Consider the following 21,110-nt stretch of genomic DNA (forward strand, 5'->3'; position numbering starts at 1 on the left):
TTTCGTGTTCCGGAATTACCGGCGGCGCTTGGTCTTCGCCGGCTTGCCCTGCTTGGCGCGATCACGCTCGGCCTCGCGGCGCTCCCGGCGGGTCATGCCGGTGGCGGGGGTGTCGCCGTATTCTTGGGCGGCGCTGCGGACTTCGGCGTGGCCGCCCTCGTCCGGGCCGGAGAAGCTCAGACCGCGCGGGCCGGATTCGTCGATTCCCTTGGCGCGCAAGGCCGCCGGGGCGTTCTCGGCGGCGCCATTGCCCTGCGGGACGGCGGGGGCCGGGTGGGACGCGCCGACCGGGGACCGCAGGCCGGGGTCGACCGCGGGCTGCTGTTCGGGGGCCTGCTGGACCTCGACCTGGAGGTTGAACAGGAAGCCGACCGACTCCTCCTTCAAACCCTCGAGCATGGCGGAGAACATGTCGAAACCCTCACGCTGGTATTCGACGAGCGGATCGCGCTGCGCCATCGCGCGCAGGCCGATGCCCTCCTTGAGGTAGTCCATCTCGTAGAGGTGCTCGCGCCACTTGCGGTCGAGAACCGACAGCAGAACCTGGCGCTCGAGGTTGCGCATGCTGCCGGGACCGGCCAGATCGTCGATCTCCTTCTCACGCCGCGCATAGGCGTCGTGGGCGTCTTCGAGAACGGCCTCGAGCAGTTCCTCGCGGCTCAGTTCGCCGATCTCGCCGTCCTCGGTTTCACCGGTCAGATCCTGGTATTCGATGCCGACCGAGTACAGCGTCTTCAGCGCGGTCCACAGCTTGGCGAGATCCCAGTCCTCGACGTAGCCCTCGGAGGTGGCGCCGTCGACGTAGGCGGTGATCACGTCGGTGATCATCGACTGAACCTGGCCCTCCATATCCTCGCCGGCCAGGATGCGCTGGCGCTCGGCGTAGATGACGGTGCGCTGCTGGTTCATCACCTCGTCGTACTTCAGAACATTCTTGCGGATTTCGAAGTTCTGCTGCTCGACCTGGGTCTGGGCGCTCTTGATCGCGCGGGAGACCATCTTGGCCTCGATCGGCACGTCGTCGGGCAGGTTGAGCCGGGTCATGATCGACTCCAGGGCCGCGCCGTTGAAGCGCCGCATCAACTCGTCGCCGAGCGAGAGGTAGAAGCGCGATTCACCCGGGTCGCCCTGGCGGCCGGCACGACCGCGCAGCTGGTTGTCGATGCGCCGCGACTCGTGCCGCTCGGTGCCCAGCACGTAGAGGCCACCGGCGTCGCGCACCAGATCGGCGTCGTCTTCGACCTGCCGCTTGACCTGCTCGAGCGCGGGCAGCCAGTTGGCCTCGTAGTCGTCCGGCGTCTCGACCGGGTCCAGGCCCTGGCGGCGCAGCAGCGTATCGGTGATGATGTCGGGGTTACCGCCGAGCACGATGTCGGTACCACGACCGGCCATATTCGTCGCCACGGTGACCGCACCCGGGCGGCCGGCCTCGGCGATGATCTGCGCTTCCTGCTCGTGGAACTTCGCGTTCAGCACGTTGTGCGGAATACCGCGCTTGGTGAGCAGCTTCGACAGGTACTCCGACCGCTCCACCGAGGTGGTACCGATCAGCACCGGCTGGTTCTTCTCGTGCCGCTCGGCGATGTCGTCGGCGACCGCGGCGAATTTCGATTCCTCGGTCTTGTAGATCAGATCCGCCTGGTCCATGCGGATCATCGGCTTGTTGGTGGGGATCGGCACCACACCGAGGCCGTAGGTCTGGTGGAGCTCGGCCGCCTCGGTTTCGGCGGTACCGGTCATACCGGACAATTTGTCGTACAGACGGAAGTAGTTCTGCAGCGTGATGGTGGCCAGCGTCTGGTTCTCCGGCTGGATCTCCACACCTTCTTTGGCCTCGATGGCCTGGTGCATGCCCTCGTTGTAGCGACGGCCCACCAGAATGCGGCCGGTGAATTCGTCGACGATGATGACCTCGCCGTTGCGGACGATGTAATCCTTGTCGCGAACGTAGAGTTCCTTGGCCTTGATCGCGTTGTTCAGATAGCTGACCAGCGGCGAGTTGGCGGCCTCGTACAGATTGTCGATACCGAGCTGATCCTCGACGAATTCGACACCGGCCTCGTGCACGCCGATGGTGCGCTTCTTGATGTCGACCTCGTAGTGCACATCCTTCTTCAGAAGCGGTGCGATACGGGCGAATTCGGCATACCACTTACTCGACGCGTCGGCCGGGCCGGAAATGATCAGCGGCGTCCGGGCCTCGTCGATCAGAATCGAGTCGACCTCGTCGACCACGGCGAAGTTGTGCCCGCGCTGGACCAGATCGTCCAGCGAATGGGTCATGTTGTCGCGCAGATAATCGAAGCCGAATTCGTTGTTCGTGCCGTAGGTGATGTCGGCGCTGTAGGCCGCACGCCGCTCGGCCGGGCTCATCCCGGACAGGATCGCGCCGACCTGCAGGCCGAGGAAACGGTGCACACGGCCCATCCACTCGGAGTCACGGCGGGCCAGGTAATCGTTGGTGGTGACGATGTGGACACCGTCGCCGCTGATCGCATTGAGATACGCGGGCAGCACCGAGGTGAGCGTCTTACCTTCACCGGTTTTCATCTCGGCGACATTGCCGATGTGCAGGGCCGCGCCACCCATCACCTGCACCTTGTAATGCTTCTGATTCAGCACGCGCCAGGATGCCTCACGGGCGGCGGCGAAAGCCTCGAGCAGCAACTCGTCCAGGGATTCGCCGTCGGCGTAGCGCTGTTTGAATTCGTCGGTCTTCGCGCGCAGTTCCGCGTCGGTGAGATCGGCGTAGTCGTCTTCCAGACTGAGAACTTCGTCGGCCAGATGCGCGAGCCGCTTGACGGTGCGACCCTCACCAAAACGTAGCAACCTCGTCAGTGTCAGCGCAGGCACGGGTCTCGTCAGTCCTCTGGTCGATGTTGTCGTCTTGCAGTGCTACATCTTCGGCACACCGCACTACTCGCGGCATACCGAAGCCCCCGCCACATCGTATGGGCGAAATTCCCGGCGCGCGGATAAGCGGCATCGTCCATGGTAATGCGGCCTCCATCGTAGGCGCCGCCGCGTCAGCACATCCACGGACGGCGGTGCCCCCTCGAGGGCCGACAGTGATCGATCACACTTCGGCACGCCACGGGCCCGGCGATCACCGCATGCGCAGGGCACTCACCCGCCAGTGTCCGCGCCGCAGCACCAACCGCGCGGCGACGGCGAACCGGCGCTCGCCCCGCTCGTATCCGCCGCACACCTCCGCGGTGTGCCCGGTGACCTCGGCGAGTTTCACCGTGACGAGCACCGCCGTCCCGAGGCGGCGTTCCGCGGCGGCGGTGCGGGCGAGCGTTTCGACGGCGGCCAGCACGGTCGGCTCGACCACCGAACGCAGCTGCCCGAGCGGACGCCGGCCGTCGATGACCTCGAGCACCAGACGCAGCGACCGCACCGCGAAAATTGCTGCGGCAGAGCCGATTTCATCGTCATTGCACATTCCGTGCGGTGCCGAGGCACCGGCTCCGGAGTGCGGCGAGCGCCCGTCGTGGGCGGACCGGCGCGGCGCCCGCAGTCGCGGCGCACCGTGGTCGGCCGTCCCCCGATCGAGCGGCGTTCGACCACCGGAGCCCTTCGGTTCCAACGGTGGTTCGAATATCGGCGCGCGGCGGGCGCGGCGGGTGTATACCGGGCTTGCAGAAGACTCGAGCATTCGACACTCCCCCTGGTCGGCATGCTTGGGCACGGATCGAACCAGCATGCCATGCCCGGCATCCTCGACGACGGAATTCCGGCACCGACGCGACAAGTCCCACACAGTCCCTCGCGGAAGGTTTGTGTCACCGCACAATGGAGAGCGGCAACGGAGAGGAGCATCGGACAGCGTGATCACGAGACTGACGCCGCAGGACGCCTCGTTCTTCCGCCTCGAGTCGAGCAGCAATCCCATGCACATCGGCTCTCTCGCGATCGTGCGCGTCGCCCCCGAGGACCTCGGCGACGGCTCCGCGTGCGTGGACTACCAGACACTGCTGGATCTGGTCGACAGCCGATTGTCGATGGTGCCGCGCTACCGCCGCAAGGTGCGCGAGGTGCCGTTCAAGCTCGGTCGTCCGGTGTGGGTCGAGGACAGTCGCTTCGACCTGACCTATCACGTGCGGCGCTCGGCGCTGCCGGCTCCGGGCTCCGATGAACAGCTCTACGAACTGGTCGGGCGGCTGTCCTCGCGAGCACTCGACCCGAGCCGGCCGCTGTGGGAGATGTACTTGATCGAAGGCCTGTCCGACGACCGCTGCGCGATCTTCACCAAAACCCATTCGGCGCTGGTGGACGGCGACACCGCGCTCGAGATCGGGCACGTCATCCTCGACTCGGGGCCCTCACCGCGGGTGGTCGCACCCGATACCTGGGTGGCTCACCGCGAACCCGGCGAGGCGGAACTGCTGGGCATGTCGCTGGCCGAAATGGCGACCCAGCCCGCGGCGGCGTGGGAAGTCGTGCGCGACGCCGGCGCCAACGCGTCCGCGGTGGTCGCCGCCGCGGGCAAGGCCGTCGACGCCGCGGTCAGCCGGGTGCGCGCGGCCGGGCGGACGGCACCGGACAGTCCCTTCAACACCTCGATCTCGCGGTGCCGCCGGTTCGATATCGCACGGACCGACCTCGAGGACTATCGCCGCATCCGAAGACACTTCGACTGCTCGATCAACGACGCCATCCTCGCCGTGGTGACCGGCGCCCTGCGGATCTTCCTGCAGTCGCGGGGAGAGGTCCTGGTCGAATCGGCGGTGCTGCGAGCGGTGGTGCCGATGTCGGTCTACGTCGACGGGCCGCCCGACCACACGTTGCGCCCGACCAGCGAAGTCTCCTCGTTCCTGATCGATCTGCCGGTGGGAGAGCAGAATCCGGTGATGCGGCTGTCCCACATCTCGCATGCCACTGCCGAGAATTCCCGGCATCGGCGCGGCGTGCGGGCGCGCACCCTGGTTCACATGGCCGGCTTCGCCCCGGCGAGCCTGCACGCGATGAGTGTGCGGGCGGCGAGTACGTTCGCAGAACACACATTCAATCTGGTGATCACCAACGCCCCGGGTCCGCAGCGGCCGATGTACATCGGCGGCGCACGGATGCTGGAGATGTATCCGGTATCGCCGTTGCTGCGCAATCAGGCGTCGAGCATCGGAATCACGTCCTACGACGGACGTGTGTTCTACGGTCTCAATGCCGACCGCGAGGCGATGGCCGATATCGCCGTACTGGCGGCGGCGGTGCGCGAATCCATGGAGGAGATGCTCGGTGCCTGCGTCTGATCAGGGCAAGCTACGCGTCTATGTCCCGGCCACCATCGCCATGCTCCGGGAATTGGTGGCACAGCGCGAAATCCGCGCGGTGAACGACACCGCCTTCGCGGTCACTCCCGCGCTGCGCGAGGCATATGCCTCCGGCGACGACGAGGAACTGGCCGAGGTCGCGATGGGCGAGGCGGCGCGCGCATCGCTGCGCCTGCTGGCCGAGGAACGCGAATCGGCGCTGCTGCACGCCGACGACGGCGACGCCGAGCCCGCCGGCACCGATCCGGACGCTGCCGCCGAGGACGCCGGATCGTCGTATTCGGCCCCGGTCTATCGCCGTGCCGTGATCGCCGCCGATGTGACGGGCACGACGCTGCGCCCGGACCTCGACGATGCGGTGGTCCGGCTGTCCGGGCCGATCACCTATCAGCGCATCGCCTCGGTCCACGTCGACCTGGCCGAGGCCGAACCGCAGGTCGCGAAGGCCGTCGATGTCGTCGATGCGGCCGATCTGGGCGATCCGGACGCGGAATTCGTGCTGGGCGACGCGGAGGATCACCAGCTGGCTTGGTACGCGGCACAGGAGTTGCCGTTCCTGCTCGACCTCCTCTGATCCGCCCGCTAACCTACGATGCCGTAACCTTGCTCGAAGGGTGCGCCGCAGGCGCGTGATCACAGGAAATGAGCATTCGCACGATGGTGTCGAAATCGGTACAAGGCCTGCGGGCATGGCTCGAGGCCCCCGTCGCCGACGCGAAGATGGCCGGACGGACGCGCTTGGACGCGCTGCGCGGAGCGGCCGCCCGCATCACCACCCCGCTGCTACCCGACGATTATCTGCATCTGGTGAATCCGCTGTGGTCGGCGCGGGAGCTGCGCGGGCGGATCGTCGAAGTCCGCAAGGAGACCGCGGACTCGGTGACCCTGGTGATCAAACCGGGCTGGGGTTTCGACTTCACCTTCACGCCGGGCCAGTACATCGGCATCGGTGTCCTGGTCGACGGACGCTGGCACTGGCGGTCGTATTCGCTGACCTGCCCGCCGGACTGGACCGCCCCGGACAACCGCGCCGAGCGGGTGATCTCGATCGCGGTGAAGGCGATGCCGGAGGGCTTCCTGTCCAGCCACCTGGTCAACGGCGTGCCGCAGGGCACGGTCGTCCGCCTGGCCGCGCCGCAGGGCGGGTTCGTGCTGCCGGAGCCGCCGCCGGCGAAGGTGTTGTTCATCACCGCGGGTAGCGGCATCACTCCGGTGATGGCCATGCTGCGGACCATGGATCGCCGCGCCGCCGACCGCACCGACGGCGACGCGATGGACGACATCGTGCACATTCATTCCGCCCGGACCGCCGAGGACGTCATGTTCGGCGCGGAACTGCGGGCGCTGCACGACAAGCATCCGGGGTTCACCGCCCATATCCACCTCACGGGTGAGCAGGGCAAATTCGATCTGGCCGATCTCGATGCGCGGTTCCCGGACTGGCGCGAGCGCGAGACCTGGGCCTGTGGTCCGGCCGGGCTGCTCAACGATGTCGAAAAGCATTGGGCCGCCGCCGGTATCAGCGACAAACTGCACGTCGAGCGGTTCGAGGTGGAACGGTCGGCGGTCGGCGAGGGCGGCACCGTCACCTTCGCTCGCACCGATCGCAGCACCGAGGTCGACGGCGCCACCAGCCTGCTCGAGGCCGGTGAGGCGGCGGGCGTGCAGATGCCGTTCGGCTGCCGGATGGGTATTTGCCAGACCTGCGTGGTCACCCTGACCGACGGGCATGTGCGCGATCTGCGCAACGGCGCCGAACATCAGGCCGGGGAGAAGGTGCAGACCTGCATCTCGGCCGCGGCCGGAAATTGCACCCTGGACGTGTGAGTCGCGTTCCGGTGGTGTTCACCCGCTCGCCCCGCGGCGGCGCGAGCGATCACCACCGGTACCCGATATCCTGAAGAGGACAAGACCGAGACCTCCCACCGAAGCGCAGCGGAGGCGACTCCTCCGAAGCGCAGCGGAGGCGATTCCACCGGAGCGCAGCGGAGGCGATTCCACCGAAGCGCAGCGGAGGCAATCCGATCCCGGCCCGCCGACGCGACGCAGAGGCATTCATTTCGACACCGCCGGAGCGAAGCGGAGGCATTGCAGGACCGTGGCCATCACCGACATCAAGGCGTACTCGCATCTGACGGCTGCCGATATCGAGACACTGGGGCAGGAACTCGACACCATCCGCCGCACGGTCGAACAATCACTGGGTGAGCGCGACGCCGCCTACATCCGGCGCTCCATCCGCGCCCAGCGCACGCTCGAGGCCGCCGGCCGGGCGGTCCTGTTCGCCGGCCGGAACAGATGGGCCTGGGTCGCCGGCACCGCGATGTTGTCGGTCGCCAAGATCATCGAGAATATGGAGCTCGGGCACAACATCAGCCACGGGCAATGGGATTGGATGAACGACCCGGAGATCCACTCCACCAGCTGGGAGTGGGATATGACCGGAACCTCCGGGCAGTGGAAACGGGCGCACAACTTCTCGCACCACACCTATACGAACATCGTCGGCATGGACGACGACGTGGGCTTCGGCATCCTGCGCATGACCCGCGACGAAGAGTGGAAGCCGATCAATCTCGCGCAGCCGGTGGCGAATCTGATCCTGGCGGCCCTGTTCGAGTGGGGTATCGCCCTGCACGATCTGAAGATCGAGAAACTGCAGGCCGGGGTTCCGCGCAGCGATCTGCTGTCCGAACCCAACCGGCAGTTCCTGCGCAAGGCCGGCCGCCAGGTCGCCAAGGACTTCGTGGTCTTCCCGCTGCTGAGCGGCCCGGGCTGGAAGGCCACGCTGAAGGCCAACGCGACGGCCAATCTGATCCGCAATCTGTGGGCCTACGCGGTGATCTTCTGTGGGCATTTCCCGGACGGCGCCGAGAAATTCACCCAGGAACAGTTCGCGGACGAGACCCGGGCGGAATGGTATCTGCGGCAGATGCTGGGCAGTGCCAACTTCCAGGCCGGCCCGGCGATGGCGTTCATGAGTGGCAACCTGTGCTACCAGATCGAACATCATCTCTTTCCGGACATTCCGAGCAATCGGTATCCGGAGATCGCCGAGCAGGTACGTCAACTCTGCGACAAATACGACTTGCCGTACACCACGGGGTCGCTGGGCAAACAATATGCGCTGGCGTTTCGCACGATTCACAAACTGGCACTGCCCGATCGATTCCTGCGCCGCACCGCCGACGACGCCCCGGAGACGTCGTCGGAACGCAAATTCTCGCTGCTGCCCCGGCCGTTGACGGTCGGTGCGGACGAGCCGTTGTTCGGTGTCGACCCGCTCACCGGCCGGCGTCAGGGATTGCGGTCGGCACTGGTCGAAGCGAAGGCCGCGCTGCGGGAGAAGGCCCGGCAGGAAAAGGCGGCGCTACGCGAAGCGAAGCTCGCCCTGCAGGAAAAGGCGCGCGCCGAGAAGCAGTTGCTCCAGCGCCGCGGACTGCGGGGACGAGCGACTGTTCGCGTCCGGTTGCGGCAACAACGAAGGCGACTAACCTAGGTCATGTCGGGCGCGATCACAATGCGGTATACGCCACAGTTGTAATCTGTTCCGGATACAACCTACGGGACCGTAACCTACGGTAGTGTAACCAGTATGGCGATCTCGGATGTCAAGGAATACGCCCACCTCACTCCCGAGGATGTGGAAGCGATCGGCGCGGAGCTGGACGCGATCCGTCGCGAAATCGAGGCCTCCCGGGGCGAGCACGACGCCCGCTACATCCGTAACGTGATCCGTTTGCAGCGCGCCCTGGAAATCGGGGGCCGCGCCACCCTGTTCGCCAGTTTCCTACCGCCGGCCTGGCTGGCCGGCACCGCGATGTTGTCGGCCGCCAAGATCATCGAGAACATGGAGATCGGCCACAACGTCATGCACGGCCAGTGGGACTGGATGAACGATCCGGAGATCCACTCCTCCAACTGGGAGTGGGACAACGCCGGGCCGTCCGAACACTGGAAGATCACGCACAACTACCTGCACCACAAGTACACCAACGTGCTGGGTATGGATGACGACATCGGCTACGGCCTGCTGCGCGTGACGCGCGATCAGCGGTGGTCACCGTTCTATCTCGGGCAGCCGGTCTACAACCTGCTGCTGCAGATGTTCTTCGAATACGGCGTGGCGATCCAGCATCTGGAGCTGGGCAAGGTCGCGAAGAAGAAGTGGGCGCCCGACTCGCCGGAACGCCGGCAATTCGAGCAGGACCGCAAGCTCGTGCTGAAGAAGATTGGCAAGCAGGCGGCCAAAGATTACGTGATCTTCCCGCTGCTGACCGGACCGGCCTTCCTGTCCACGCTGACGGCCAATATCACCGCGAATATCGTCCGCAATGTGTGGACCAATGCGGTGATCTTCTGCGGCCACTTCCCCGACGGCGCGGAGAAGTTCACCAGGGGCGATGTGGACAACGAAACGCAGGGCGAGTGGTATCTGCGTCAGATGTTGGGCAGCGCCAATATCACCGGCGGCGCGCTCATGCATTTCATGACCGGCAACCTCTCTCATCAGATCGAGCACCACCTGTTCCCGGACCTGCCGAGCAACCGGCTGCGGGCCATCGCCGTGCGGGTGCGGGAACTGTGCGACAAATACGATCTGCCCTACACCAGCGGCTCGTTGCCGGTGCAGTACGCGAAGTCGTGGCGCACCATCATCAAACTGTCGGTGCCCAACAAATATCTGCGGCGCGGCACCGACGACGCCCCCGAAACCAAATCCGAGCGCGCGTTCGGCGGTATCGGCACGGTCGACCCGGTGACCGGGCGCCGGCGCGGGCTGCGCACCGCGCTGAAGGAAGGTAAGCGCCGGGTGGCGGAACGTCGTCAGCCGGTCGGCTCGGCCGCCTGAGACGATATCGAACCCGAAAGGGGCTCCGCGGAGACGACCTCCGCGGAGCCCCTTTCGTCTGCCGGTGTCCGGGCCTGATTGACTGAACCGGTGTCACCGCAAGAATCCAGCATCTACGACGTGATCCGGCGGCGCCGCGATGTGCGTGCCGAATTCACCGGAGATCTCGTCGACGATGCGACCCTGCTTCGAATCCTCGACGCGGCCCACCGCGCACCCAGCGTCGGCAATTCGCAGCCATGGGATTTCGTCGTCGTGCGGGACCCGGCGACGTTGACGCGGTTCGCCGCACATGTCGCCGGCAAACGCAGCGAATTCCGGGATTCGCTGCCCCCGGAACGGGCGCGCACCTTCGAACCGATCAAGGTCGAGGGCATCACCGAGAGCGGGACCGGGATCGTCGTCACCCACGACGACAGTCGCGGCGGACCGCAGATCCTCGGTCGCGCGACGGTCCCCGAAACCGGTTTGTACTCCACCGTTCTCGCGATCCAGAACCTGTGGCTGGCCGCCACCTCCGAAGGCGTGGGCGTCGGCTGGGTGAGCTTCTACGACGCCCCCTTCCTCACCGACCTGATCGAGCTGCCCGCCGGCATTCGTCCCGTTGCGTGGCTGTGCGTCGGACCCGTGCACGAATTCCAGCAGACGCCGGACCTGGAACGGTTCGGCTGGCGCGACCGGCGTCCACTCGGCGACGCGATCCACTGGGAGCGGTACTAGCGGCCCCGCGCTACACCCGTTCGAGGACGGCGGAAGCGCCGTGCCCTCCCGCGGCGCAGATGCCCAGCAGCGCGGTGTTCTTCCCGGTGAGTGCCAGCTCGTTGGCCATGGTCGTCACCATGCGGGCGCCGGTGGCGCCGAAGGGATGGCCGAGTGAGACCGAACCGCCGTGCACGTTGAGAATGTCGGGGTCGATCTCGCCGACGGCACTGTCGCGGTCCAGCCGCGATTTCGCCCACGTGTCGCTGCCGAGGGCCGACACCACCGACAGGGTCTGGGCGGCGAAGGCCTCGTGGATATCGACGAAATCCACGTCCGGCAGCGCGAGGCCGGCCTTGTCGAGCGCCCGCGGCATGGAGATGGCCGGACCGATCAGCACCTGATCGGACGGGTCGACACTGACGAAACTCCAGGACCGGAAGGCCGCCAGCGGTTCGAAGCCGAGGGCGCGCGCCTTCTCCTCGCTCATCAGCAGTACGGCCGCCGCGCCGTCGGTGAGCGGGCTGGCGTTGCCCGCTGTCACCGTGCCGTCGCGCTGGAAAACCGGGGCGAGGGTCGCCAGCTTCTCCACACTGGTGTTCGCGCGCACGAGCCCGTCCCGGATGACCGTCTTCCCGTCCGCGGTGGCGACCGGAAGGACCTCCCGGTCGAACCGGCCGGATTCGATCGCCGCCGCCGCGCGATGGTGCGAGCGGGCGGCGAAGACGTCCTGTTCTTCCCGGGTGATGCCGTGGATGCGGGCCATCTTCTCCGCTGACTCCCCCATCACCTCGCCGGTGGTGCGCTCGGCGATCTTCGGCCGGCGCGGCAGCAGATCCGTGAACGGCGCCAGCTGCGCCACCGCGGACAGGTAATCCTTCGGCTTCGGCTTGCCCAGGGCCAGCGGAGCGGCCGCGTGCACCATCTTCTGCGGCAGCTTCACCTCGGCATTACTGGTCGAATCGCTGCCACCGGCGACCATGATGTCGTATTCGCCGCGCTCGATGGCGGCCGCCGCCGCGGTCACGGCCTGAAGTCCGGAGGCGCAGGCGCGGGTCACGGTGTAGCCCTCGCAACCGTGGTCGAGGCCCAGATCCAACGCGATCTCCCGCGCGACGTTGGGCGCCGCACTCGGCAGGATCACCCCGCCCCACACCATCGCCTGTACCTGATCCTTGGGCAGTCCGGTCCGCGCGAGCAGACCACCGACCGCCAGGACACCCAGATCGATGGTGTCCATTCGGGTGTAGTCGGTGAAGGCACGCAGGAACGGGGTGCGAGCACCGGCGACGATGACGGCGCGACGAGAACGCTTGGTGGCCATGCCCTTACAGTAGGGCGAGCAAGATCCCGATACAAGGTGTCACGGTAATCTCACCGGTCCGGTGAACGGCGGACGGCCGGGGCGTTTTCGCCCCGGCCGTCCGGCTTTCGACACTCGCTACGCCAGCCTGATCAACCCGTAGTCGAAGGCGTGGCGGCGGTACACCACCGACGGACGATCGGTCTCGCGGTCGTGGAAGAGGAAGAAGTCGTGGCCGACGAGCTCCATCTGATACAGGGCGTCGTCCACCGACATCGGAGTCGCGGAATGGACCTTGGTGCGCACGATATGCCCCGGTCCGGCGTACTCGCCCGATTCGGTATCGGCGCGGTCGGCCGACTCGGAGCCGTCGGCGCCGACGGGCAGGGTGTCTTCCACCAGGGCGGCGGTCGCCTCGGCGACCGATACCGGCGTCTTCTCTCCGTAGTGCACCCGGCGGCGGTCCTTGCTGCGCCGCAATCGGGCCTCGAGTTTGACCACCGCGGACTCCAGTGCGCCGTAGAAGCTGTCGGCACAGGCTTCGGCCCGGACCACCGGGCCCTTGCCGCGCACGGTGATCTCGACACGCTGACAGTTCTTGCGCTGGCGGCGGTTTCGTTCGTGGAACAGCTCGACATCGAATAGGTAGATCGACGGGTCGAAACGTTCCAGGCGGGAGAGTCGGTCCGCGACGTGAATGCGGAAATGATCGGGTACCTCGACGTTACGTCCCTTGACCACGACGTCCGCATCGGGCGTCCGGGGCACATCCGAAATAGTCTGTTCGGCTCCGTTCAGTTCACCGGAACCCAGCTGGGTGCCCGTACCGGTCGAGGGATCTGCTTCTTTCACTGAAGGTCGTGAAGTCGTCACGCGTACCTCCCGGATCTGGCCGCACAATCGATTCATGTGCGGCGGGTTAGCAACCGCACCGAGCCGGACTGAGAGGTTGCGCGGGATTCGGAAAGGGCTTGCAGACTGCCACCCGTGGCCCGCCACTCATGCCGGAAAGCTCGGTACGAAGTCGTCCGAGTCGCCACCTCCAAACTCTGGGTTCGGGTGTCAGATCGCTCTGTCAGCAACGCTATTACGCCGACGTGCGGTCCGCCACTGTTCACGCAAATTTCTCCGACTCACGCGGCGCACGTCACCATCACGGCACGCACGTTCACCCCTGCGCCAGCCAGTACCCGCACCGATTCCGCCGCGGTCGCCCCCGTGGTGAGGACATCGTCTACCAGCACGATGTCGGCGGCCGCCAGGGTGACCAGCACCGAGGACGCCTCGATGCGGCCGGCGATCCGGCCCGCCAGGTTGTCCCGGCGTGCACGCGCGCCCAAGCCGACCGAGTCGCGCACCCCACCTCGTGCCCACAGCACGGGTGCGAGATGGCAATCGGGCAGCCAACCGGTCGCGACGCGCGCGGTCCGCAGGACCGGATCACCCCCGCGGCGTCGTGCCGCGACCCGGCGGCTCGGCGCCGGGACCAGAATCAGCGGACGGCCGGGAGCCCGCAGCAGGCCCAGGCCGCGGGCCAAGGCGCGGCCCAGCGGTGCGGCCAGATCCCGGCGGCCCGACTCCTTGGCCGCCACCACCGCGCGCCGCGCCGGACCCGCGTATCCGCTCAACGCCCAGCACGGCACCCCCGGATCGGCGCGCGGCCACACCCGCATCGGCTCCACGCTCAATGCGGCGGCACATTCCTCGCACCATCCGGTTCCGGCCGATCCACATCCCCCGCAGTACTGCGGCAGGACCAAATCCAGCAGCGTCCGCATCGGCCCAGTGTGGCCGAGGGCACCGACAGCCGGCGCGGGTGGCTACTAGCCCGGCAACACCGGAATCGCGTTGGCGCCCATGCCCTGGACCTCTCGCCAGAAGCGTTCCGTATTGGGTTCCACCGATTGCAGTTGCATGACCGCGCGGGAATCGGCGACGTACTGTTCGTCCGGGGAGGCGCTGACCACCCGCACCGGGGTGGTCAGGTTCCGGCTGGTGAACGGATTCGGCTGCGATCCGTCGATGACGACCGACTGCACCGGATCGACGCTGCCCTCGCGGGCCACGATCAGGGTGTCGGCGCCGAGCCAGTCGGCCGAGACCGCGGGCGTACTGAGACTCACGGCCACCGGCTGCGGCGAGGTGAGCGCGTACTTCCCGTCGCCCCTGGGTACCACCACCGCGACGTAGACCTTGCCGCCGATGATCATCGCCGCCCGCGCGCCGGTGCGGGAGATCCGCAGTTCGGTGATGGGCAGCCGCGGCGGAATCGATCCGGAGGAACTGGCCGGCGCCACCGCGAACAAGTCGGAGGAGTCGACGTCCTGAACCGACACATTGCCGTTGGCCTGGTCGTGCACGGCCCGGATGACGCGGTTGCCGTCCACGACCACCCACGCCGATCCACCGTCGAAGGCCCACGACGGCCGCGTGAAGGTGTTGCCCTGGGCAACCGGGAACGCCGTGCCGTCGTAGCTGCCGATGATCAACGTCTGCGCCGGAGCCGGCGCGGGCTGGCCGCTGTCGGCCACCGCCGCGACGAGTTTGCCGTCCTCGGACAGCCCGACCGACTGCAGATTGCGCGCGGCCCCGAAATATCCGGGTACGGGCACGACGGAGGTATCGGTCACCTTCATCAGCGCACCGTCGCGCACCACGTGCAGGCCGATCTTGTTGTGCGCGCGGTTGATCACGTTGTAGTTACCGACGTCGGCGACCGACCAGCCGGATTCCGCATGCCGTTCGTCGAGCGGCTTACCGTCGCCGAACAAGAAGTACGGGCCCAGGATGTCGGCACTCGACAGGGTCAGCACCACCTGGGCGGCGAGCAGTTCCCTGCTGTGCGGATCCAATCCCCCCGTGCCGGTGAAGTCGACCCGGACGCCGCCGAGGCCCACGCCCACACCCTCGACGTCGCCGTTGGCCTTGCTGATGCCCCGCACGGTCACCGGATCGGCCAGCACGTTGCGCACGGCGGGCGCGAGGGCCTGCTGCGGCCCCTGCGAGAGCAGCGACAGCAGTACCTTGGTGAGCTGCTCCTTCCGGGCCGACACCCACCGCAGGTCCGGCACCATCGCGGTCCCCTCGGTGTTGGCGAAGTTCACCGTGTAGCGCCGATAGGACTTGTAGAAGGCGTTGCTGTCGATCGCGACGCCCGCGGGCAGGTCGTCGATCCGCCACTCGCCGCCGATCTTCGTCATCTCGATCTTGCTCTCGAGTAGATTGTCGACCGGACTGTAGGCGCCGTCGGCCTCCAGCTGCCCGACCTTGCGGGCGCGGATCTGATAGGTCGCCGTATTGTCCGACCGCGATTCGCGCAGCGTATCCGGCTTGTCGACGATGACCGTGCTGGCCGTGTCGTCCCAGCTCTGCGCGGCCGCCGGGGTGAGGTACTGCCGAGCCGTCCGATGATGGTCGGTCGGGTCGGCGGTCGCCTCCAGGAAGTCGTGCAGCAGCAGATCCGGGTCGCGCCCGACGATCGGCGGATGCGGGCCGGTCGAGGTCGGTTCGTGGCTGAGCGTGCCCAGCGCCTGCGGAGCCGAGGAATCCGGCAGATTGGCGCAGCCGGCGAGAACCAGCACGCAGCTGAACAGCGCGGCGAGCAGCGTTGCCAGGCGGGTGCGGTTCATGGATTGATGTCCTCTTTGTCGGCGAGTGCGGTGTCGTCCGAACCGCCGGCGCTCTTCCCCGCGGGGTTCGGCGATGTCCGCGCGGCCGCCGGTTCACCGTCCGGTGACTCCGGAGGCTCCGGCGCGTCCTCGTCCGCCGGCGTCGTACGGGCCGACGGTTCGGCATCGGCATTCGCTTCGACGGTACCGGGGACGCTCGCCGGGCCGTCGGGTCCGTCGGCCGGCGGTCGGCTCGCGGCCGGATCCGCCGGGTCGGGGGAATCGCCCGCCGGATCGGCGTCTGCGGCCGGGTCCACCTCGTCCTCCGCCGCGGCCACCGAACCGGCGGGCAGCTCGGCCAACCGTCGCTTGGGCGGTTCCAGGGACAGGGGGCTCGCGCCGAGTTTGCGGCCGCGCACCAGCGGCAGGGTCAGGCGGAAGCTCGCGCCCGCGCCGGGTTCACCCCAGGCCTCGAGGCGTCCGTCGTGCAGATTCGCATCCTCCACACTGATCGACAGACCCAGCCCGGTACCGCCGGAACGCCGCATCCGCGAGGGATCGGACCGCCAGAAGCGATTGAAGACCAGCTTCTCCTCGCCGGGGCGCAGTCCGACGCCCTGATCGCGCACCACCATCGCGACGGCATTGGCGTCGACGTCGCCGCGCATCCGGATCAGGACCGGCTTGCCCTCGCTGTGATCGATGGCGTTGGCGAGCAGATTGCGCAGCACACGTTCGACGCGGCGCGGATCGACCTCCGCCACCAGCGGCTCCTCGGGCAGATCCACCACCAGTTCGCAGCCGGATTCCTTGGCCAGATGCCGGACCGTGGAGACCGCCGCCCGCGCGCACATCCGCACGTCGAGCGATTCGATCTGCAATTCGGCCACACCCGCGTCGTGGCGGCTGATCTCGAGCAGGTCGTTGAGCAGGCCCTCGAACCGGTCCAGCTCGGTCACCAGCAGTTCGGCACTGCGTGCCAGCGCCGGATCGAGTTCGTCGCTGGACCCGTGGATCAGGTCGGCGGCCATCCGCACCGTGGTGAGCGGGGTCCGCAGTTCGTGGCTGACATCGGAGGTGAAGCGGCGTTGCAGATTGCCGAATTCCTCCAGCTGGGTGATCTGATTGGACAGACTTTCGGCCATCTCGTTGAACGACATGGCGAGTCTGGCCATATCGTCCTCACCTCGGACCAGCATCCGCTCCTTGAGGCGGCCGTCGGCGAAGCGTCCGGCGATCCGGGCGGCCGAGCGGATCGGCAACACCACCTGCCGGGCCACCAGCGCGGTGATCGCGGCCAGCAACAACAGCAGCACGATGCCGCCGATCAGCATGGTGCCGCGCATCAGGCTCAGGCTGCGCTGCTCGTTGTTGAGCGGGAAGATCAGATACACCTCGAGGGTCGGCACTTCCGAGCTCGGGCTGCCGATGATCAGCGCCGGCCCGCGATATCCGTCCGGATCCGAGATCGTCGCGAACTGGTAACTCACCTGGTTCTGCTGGACGAACCGGCGCAACTCGGCGGGAACCTCCAGCATCGGCCCGGCGGTCACCTCCTGCTGTCCGTCGCCGACCATCGCCAGAGCGACGTTGTAGGTTCCGGCACCGCCGGTGGACGAACTGCCGCCGGAGGAGAGGGCACGCACGGCGTCCTGCAACCGGACCGCCTGGGTGCTCGAATCGGAGACACCCGTGAGCTGCGCCTCGACGGTATTGCGGGCGCGGCCCATCTCCTCAACGGCCGCATTGACTTTCGCGTCCAGGAGGCGGTCGGTGATCTGACTGGTCAGCACCACACCGAGAATCGTGATGACGATCAGCGACAGGGTGAGCGTGGAAACCACCACGCGCAACTGCAGCGATCGCCGCCACGTGTGGCCCAGCGATTCTCCGACGGATTTGAACCAGGCCACCACGGCTGCCAGCAGCCGCTCGACGCGGCTTCTGGAGCCTGCGATCACGGCGGTCCGGCCTTGTAGCCCACGCCACGAACGGTCAGCACGATCTCAGGGTTCTCGGGATCCTTCTCGACCTTGGCCCGCAGTCGCTGCACATGCACGTTCACCAGGCGCGTGTCGGCCGCGTGCCGGTAACCCCACACCTGCTCGAGCAGCACCTCGCGGGTGAAGACCTGCCGCGGTTTGCGCGCCAGGGCCACCAGCAGATCGAACTCGAGCGGGGTCAGCGAGATCTGCTGACCGCTGCGGGTCACCTTGTGGGCCGGTACGTCGATGACGATGTCGGCGATCGACAGGAGTTCGGCCGGCTCGTCGTCGGTACGGCGCAACCGCGCCCGCACCCGCGCGACCAGCTCCTTCGGCTTGAAGGGTTTGACGATGTAGTCGTCGGCACCCGATTCCAAGCCCAGGACGACGTCGACCGTGTCGGTCTTGGCCGTCAACATCACGATCGGCACACCGGAATCGGCGCGCAGCACCCGGCACACGTCGATACCGTTCATGCCCGGAAGCATGGGGTCGAGCAGCACCAGATCCGGGCGTAATTCCCGGACCGCGGTGAGCGCCTGCGTGCCGTCGCCGACCACATGGGGATCGAAACCCTCGCCGCGCAAGACGATCGTGAGCATCTCGGCGAGCGCCATATCGTCGTCGACGACCAGAATCTTCGGCTTCATAATTACTATGTTGTCATCTCTCCGGCTCGGAACGGGCAACCACGCCAACACTGGTTACATTACCGACGTACATGCCACCCTATCGGCCAATCATTTCCGCCAGTCGTCCGGTGAGTCGGACCGGATCGTCCTGCGGCGCATGGACCCACCACGGCCCGTGCCACCGCGATTCGGCCAACCCACGATAGACCGCCGCCGTACGCTCCTGCAGCGATATATCTCGTTCGTAGGCGTCGAGCGCGCGGGCGGTGTCGAGTTCACCTCGGCGCCGGGCGCGTTCGATCGCCAGCTCGGTCGGCACGTCGAGCAGCACCTGGATATCGGGCACCGGCAGTTCGAACCGTCCGAACTCCAATTCCGCTACCCACGAGCTCGTTTCGCCGTCGGCCTGCTCGCCCGCCCGCGCGGCGCTGTAGGCGGCATTGGAGGCGACGTACCGATCGAGCAGCACAATATCGTTGTCCGCCAACAGTTTCGACAACTCGTCGCGGGCCTCGGCGCGATCCAGCGCGAACAGCAGCGCCATCGCGCTCACGGATGCGGCCACATCGCCGTGCCGGCCACGCAGCGCCTCGGCCGCCAGATCCGCGTGGATCGACCGGCCGTAGCGCGGGAAGGCCAGCGTGTCCACGCGCAGCCCGCGGTCGCGCAGGCCCGCGACGACGGCGTCGATCAACGTCCGCTTACCCGCGCCGTCGAGGCCCTCTACCGCGATGAGTGCACCCATAACGTGCAGGTTACAACTCCCGCGTCCACCCTGTTCGAGGTACCCGCGGTGCACTATCCGAAAAGATCACATTTCAAAAGACGCTACTTTTGGGGGCAGCGTCTCGGATAACGGCCCCGGGGCCGGACGTGATCAAGGATGCGTCCCGAATCAGAAAGGCACCCATGTTCACCTCTCGCGTATTACGCACCGCCGCAGTCACTCTCGCGCTCGGGGCGGGCCTCGCCACCGGAACCGCGACTGCCGCGCAGACATCGGCCACCAACACCCCCGTCGCCGACTCCCCGCTGGGGTCGGGATCGGCGAGCGGATCGAACGAGCCGGGCTCGATTCTGTGCTGGCTGCTGCACCCCAGCCCCACCTGCCAGCTCTGACGCGTCAGCGCAGGCACGAACGATGTCCCGCCGGGCTCGAAAGCACCGGCGGGACAACCGTTTCCGAACTCAGTACCGGTAGTGCTCCGGCTTGAACGGGCCCTCGACGTCCACGCCGATGTACTCGGCCTGGTCCTTGGTCAGCTTGGTGAGGGTGCCGCCCAGCGCCTCGACGTGGATGCGCGCGACCTTCTCGTCCAGCACCTTCGGCAGGCGGTAGACCTCGTTGTCGTACTGCTCCGGCTTGGTCCACAGCTCGATCTGCGCGATGACCTGGTTCGAGAAGCTGTTGCTCATCACGAACGAGGGGTGGCCGGTGGCGTTGCCCAGGTTCAGCAGCCGGCCCTCGGACAGCACGATGATCGACTTGCCGGAATCGAAGGTCCACAGGTCGACCTGCGGCTTGATGTTCAGCTTGGTGGCCCCGGAGTTCTCCAGCGCCGCCATATCGATCTCGTTGTCGAAGTGGCCGATATTGCCCAGGATCGCCTGATCCTTCATCGCCTTCATATGGTCCAGGCCGATGATGTCCTTGTTGCCGGTCGAGGTGATCACGATGTCGGCATCGGCGATCGCCTGCTCGACGGTGACGACGTCGAAGCCGTCCATCAGCGCCTGCAGCGCGTTGATCGGGTCGATCTCGGTGACCTGAACACGCGCGCCCTGGCCGGCCATCGACTCCGCGCAGCCCTTGCCCACATCGCCGTAACCGCAGATCAGCACCTTCTTACCGCCGATCAGCACATCGGTGCCGCGGTTGATGCCGTCGATCAGCGAATGCCGGGTGCCGTACTTGTTGTCGAACTTGGACTTGGTGACCGAGTCGTTGACGTTGATCGCCGGGAAGGTCAGCTCACCGGCCGCGGCGAACTGGTACAGCCGCAGCACGCCGGTGGTGGTCTCCTCGGTGACGCCCTGCACCGATTCGGCGATCGCACTCCACTTGCCCGCATCGGCGGCCAGGCTCGCGCGCAGCAGGTTGAGGAACACCTTGTACTCGGTGGAATGCGACTCGTCCTCGGGCGGAACGACTCCGGCCTTCTCGAACTGGGCGCCGCGCAGCACCAGCATGGTCGCGTCGCCACCGTCGTCGAGGATCATGTTGGCGGGCTCATTCGGCCAGGTGAGCATCTGCTCGGCCGCCCACCAGTACTCCTCCAGGGTCTCGCCCTTCCAGGCGAAGACCGGCGTGCCCTTGGGCTCGTCGATCGTGCCGTGCGGGCCCACCACGACCGCGGCGGCCGCGTGGTCCTGGGTGGAGAAGATGTTGCACGACGCCCAGCGCACCTGCGCGCCCAGTTCGACCAGGGTCTCGATCAGCACCGCGGTCTGGACCGTCATATGCAGCGAACCGGAGATGCGCGCACCCTTCAGCGGCTGCACCTCCGCGTACTCGCGCCGCAGCGCCATCAGACCGGGCATCTCGTGTTCGGCGAGTCGAATCTCCTTACGGCCGAACTCGGCCAGCGACAGATCCGCCACCTTGTAGTCGATGCCGTTGCGGACATCGGGAGTCAGGTTCGTCTGAGCGGAAAGTTCTGAGGTCGTCATGCGCCTGGATCAGCCTCTCGGTGGATGTCGGTTCGACAACTCAGGCTAGTCGCTCACACGCGTTCGGTGTACGCCGACGGGGTGCGGC

At 66.9% G+C, this 21,110-nt stretch carries 17 protein-coding genes; 7 read left to right on the plus strand and 10 right to left on the minus strand.

The window, feature by feature from the left end:
• Nucleotides 1–15: 15 nt before the first annotated feature.
• Both secA and NMI01S_RS34735 read right to left on the minus strand, forming a co-directional pair.
• Nucleotides 16–2,853, minus strand: coding sequence for a preprotein translocase subunit SecA (gene secA, locus NMI01S_RS07455; protein ID WP_062995256.1), 2,838 nt, complete (start codon nt 2,851–2,853; stop codon nt 16–18).
• 253 nt (nt 2,854–3,106) lie between these two features.
• On the minus strand, nt 3,107–3,400 hold the full coding sequence (locus tag NMI01S_RS34735; RefSeq protein ID WP_157126077.1) for an Rv3235 family protein: 294 nt from the start codon (nt 3,398–3,400) through the stop codon (nt 3,107–3,109).
• 430 nt (nt 3,401–3,830) lie between these two features.
• Between NMI01S_RS34735 and NMI01S_RS07465 the strand changes: the two genes are divergently transcribed.
• From NMI01S_RS07465 to bluB, 6 genes are all read left to right on the plus strand, one after another.
• Complete coding sequence (locus NMI01S_RS07465; RefSeq protein WP_062995258.1) at nt 3,831–5,252, plus strand: WS/DGAT/MGAT family O-acyltransferase; 1,422 nt, start codon at nt 3,831–3,833, stop codon at nt 5,250–5,252.
• Nucleotides 5,239–5,847 carry a DUF6912 family protein gene (locus NMI01S_RS07470; protein WP_439956240.1) on the plus strand — a complete coding sequence of 203 codons (609 nt, stop codon included), beginning with the start codon at nt 5,239–5,241 and terminating at the stop codon, nt 5,845–5,847. The genes NMI01S_RS07465 and NMI01S_RS07470 overlap by 14 nt, the downstream gene beginning before the upstream one ends.
• 83 nt (nt 5,848–5,930) lie before the next feature.
• The gene (locus NMI01S_RS07475) at nt 5,931–7,100 is read left to right on the plus strand and encodes a ferredoxin reductase (protein ID WP_062995565.1); all 1,170 of its coding nucleotides are present in this window, start codon (nt 5,931–5,933) and stop codon (nt 7,098–7,100) included.
• Nucleotides 7,101–7,371: 271 nt separating this feature from the next.
• The gene (locus NMI01S_RS07480; RefSeq protein WP_062995260.1) at nt 7,372–8,772 is read left to right on the plus strand and encodes a fatty acid desaturase family protein; all 1,401 of its coding nucleotides are present in this window, start codon (nt 7,372–7,374) and stop codon (nt 8,770–8,772) included.
• Nucleotides 8,773–8,868: 96 nt separating this feature from the next.
• Nucleotides 8,869–10,125, plus strand: coding sequence for a fatty acid desaturase family protein (locus tag NMI01S_RS07485; RefSeq protein WP_062995261.1), 1,257 nt, complete (start codon nt 8,869–8,871; stop codon nt 10,123–10,125).
• Between the two features lie 90 nt (nt 10,126–10,215).
• Entirely contained in the window at nt 10,216–10,845 is a 630-nt protein-coding gene (gene bluB / locus NMI01S_RS07490) for a 5,6-dimethylbenzimidazole synthase (protein ID WP_062995262.1), read from the plus strand.
• Nucleotides 10,846–10,855: 10 nt separating this feature from the next.
• Here the strand turns inward: bluB and NMI01S_RS07495 are convergent, their stop codons facing one another.
• The 7 genes from NMI01S_RS07495 to NMI01S_RS07525 all read right to left on the minus strand — a co-directional run bounded on the left by NMI01S_RS07495 (nt 10,856) and on the right by NMI01S_RS07525 (nt 19,097).
• On the minus strand, nt 10,856–12,148 hold the full coding sequence (locus tag NMI01S_RS07495) for an acetyl-CoA C-acyltransferase (protein ID WP_062995263.1): 1,293 nt from the start codon (nt 12,146–12,148) through the stop codon (nt 10,856–10,858).
• A 117-nt stretch (nt 12,149–12,265) separates the two neighbouring features.
• The gene (hpf, locus tag NMI01S_RS07500; RefSeq protein WP_439956247.1) at nt 12,266–12,925 is read right to left on the minus strand and encodes a ribosome hibernation-promoting factor, HPF/YfiA family; all 660 of its coding nucleotides are present in this window, start codon (nt 12,923–12,925) and stop codon (nt 12,266–12,268) included.
• A gap of 335 nt (nt 12,926–13,260) precedes the next feature.
• Nucleotides 13,261–13,905, minus strand: coding sequence for a ComF family protein (locus tag NMI01S_RS07505; protein WP_174554455.1), 645 nt, complete (start codon nt 13,903–13,905; stop codon nt 13,261–13,263).
• A gap of 45 nt (nt 13,906–13,950) precedes the next feature.
• Entirely contained in the window at nt 13,951–15,756 is a 1,806-nt protein-coding gene (gene lpqB, locus NMI01S_RS07510) for an MtrAB system accessory lipoprotein LpqB (RefSeq protein WP_062995264.1), read from the minus strand.
• The gene (mtrB, locus tag NMI01S_RS07515) at nt 15,753–17,696 is read right to left on the minus strand and encodes an MtrAB system histidine kinase MtrB (RefSeq protein WP_084512655.1); all 1,944 of its coding nucleotides are present in this window, start codon (nt 17,694–17,696) and stop codon (nt 15,753–15,755) included. The genes lpqB and mtrB overlap by 4 nt, the downstream gene beginning before the upstream one ends.
• On the minus strand, nt 17,693–18,370 hold the full coding sequence (gene mtrA / locus NMI01S_RS07520) for an MtrAB system response regulator MtrA (protein WP_062995265.1): 678 nt from the start codon (nt 18,368–18,370) through the stop codon (nt 17,693–17,695). Before mtrA ends, mtrB begins: the two co-directional genes overlap by 4 nt.
• A gap of 79 nt (nt 18,371–18,449) precedes the next feature.
• Nucleotides 18,450–19,097 (minus strand): dTMP kinase, encoded by a 648-nt coding sequence (locus NMI01S_RS07525; RefSeq protein WP_062995266.1) that lies wholly within the window; start codon nt 19,095–19,097, stop codon nt 18,450–18,452.
• 164 nt (nt 19,098–19,261) lie between these two features.
• Between NMI01S_RS07525 and NMI01S_RS07530 the strand changes: the two genes are divergently transcribed.
• On the plus strand, nt 19,262–19,471 hold the full coding sequence (locus NMI01S_RS07530) for a hypothetical protein (RefSeq protein ID WP_062995267.1): 210 nt from the start codon (nt 19,262–19,264) through the stop codon (nt 19,469–19,471).
• 69 nt (nt 19,472–19,540) lie between these two features.
• On the opposite strand, the gene ahcY is transcribed toward NMI01S_RS07530, so the two are convergent.
• A complete protein-coding gene (gene ahcY / locus NMI01S_RS07535; protein WP_036504546.1) occupies nt 19,541–21,022 on the minus strand; it encodes an adenosylhomocysteinase in 1,482 nt (493 codons plus the stop codon).
• Between the last annotated feature and the right edge of the window lie 88 nt (nt 21,023–21,110).

Origin of the sequence: Nocardia mikamii NBRC 108933 (genome assembly GCF_001613505.1) — a bacterium.
Classification (GTDB): domain Bacteria; phylum Actinomycetota; class Actinomycetes; order Mycobacteriales; family Mycobacteriaceae; genus Nocardia; species Nocardia mikamii.

Bases quoted from the DNA above. Each gene is read 5' to 3' on its own strand.
- NMI01S_RS07525 (WP_062995266.1), bottom strand. From the start codon at position 19,097: ATGGGTGCACTCATCGCGGTAGAGGGCCTCGACGGCGCGGGTAAGCGG.
- NMI01S_RS07485 (WP_062995261.1), top strand. From the start codon at position 8,869: ATGGCGATCTCGGATGTCAAGGAATACGCCCACCTCACTCCCGAGGAT.
- NMI01S_RS07530 (WP_062995267.1), top strand. From the start codon at position 19,262: ATGTTCACCTCTCGCGTATTACGCACCGCCGCAGTCACTCTCGCGCTC.
- ahcY (WP_036504546.1), bottom strand. From the start codon at position 21,022: ATGACGACCTCAGAACTTTCCGCTCAGACGAACCTGACTCCCGATGTC.
- NMI01S_RS07505 (WP_174554455.1), bottom strand. From the start codon at position 13,905: ATGCGGACGCTGCTGGATTTGGTCCTGCCGCAGTACTGCGGGGGATGT.
- lpqB (WP_062995264.1), bottom strand. From the start codon at position 15,756: ATGAACCGCACCCGCCTGGCAACGCTGCTCGCCGCGCTGTTCAGCTGC.
- mtrA (WP_062995265.1), bottom strand. From the start codon at position 18,370: ATGAAGCCGAAGATTCTGGTCGTCGACGACGATATGGCGCTCGCCGAG.
- NMI01S_RS07475 (WP_062995565.1), top strand. From the start codon at position 5,931: ATGGTGTCGAAATCGGTACAAGGCCTGCGGGCATGGCTCGAGGCCCCC.
- NMI01S_RS07495 (WP_062995263.1), bottom strand. From the start codon at position 12,148: ATGGCCACCAAGCGTTCTCGTCGCGCCGTCATCGTCGCCGGTGCTCGC.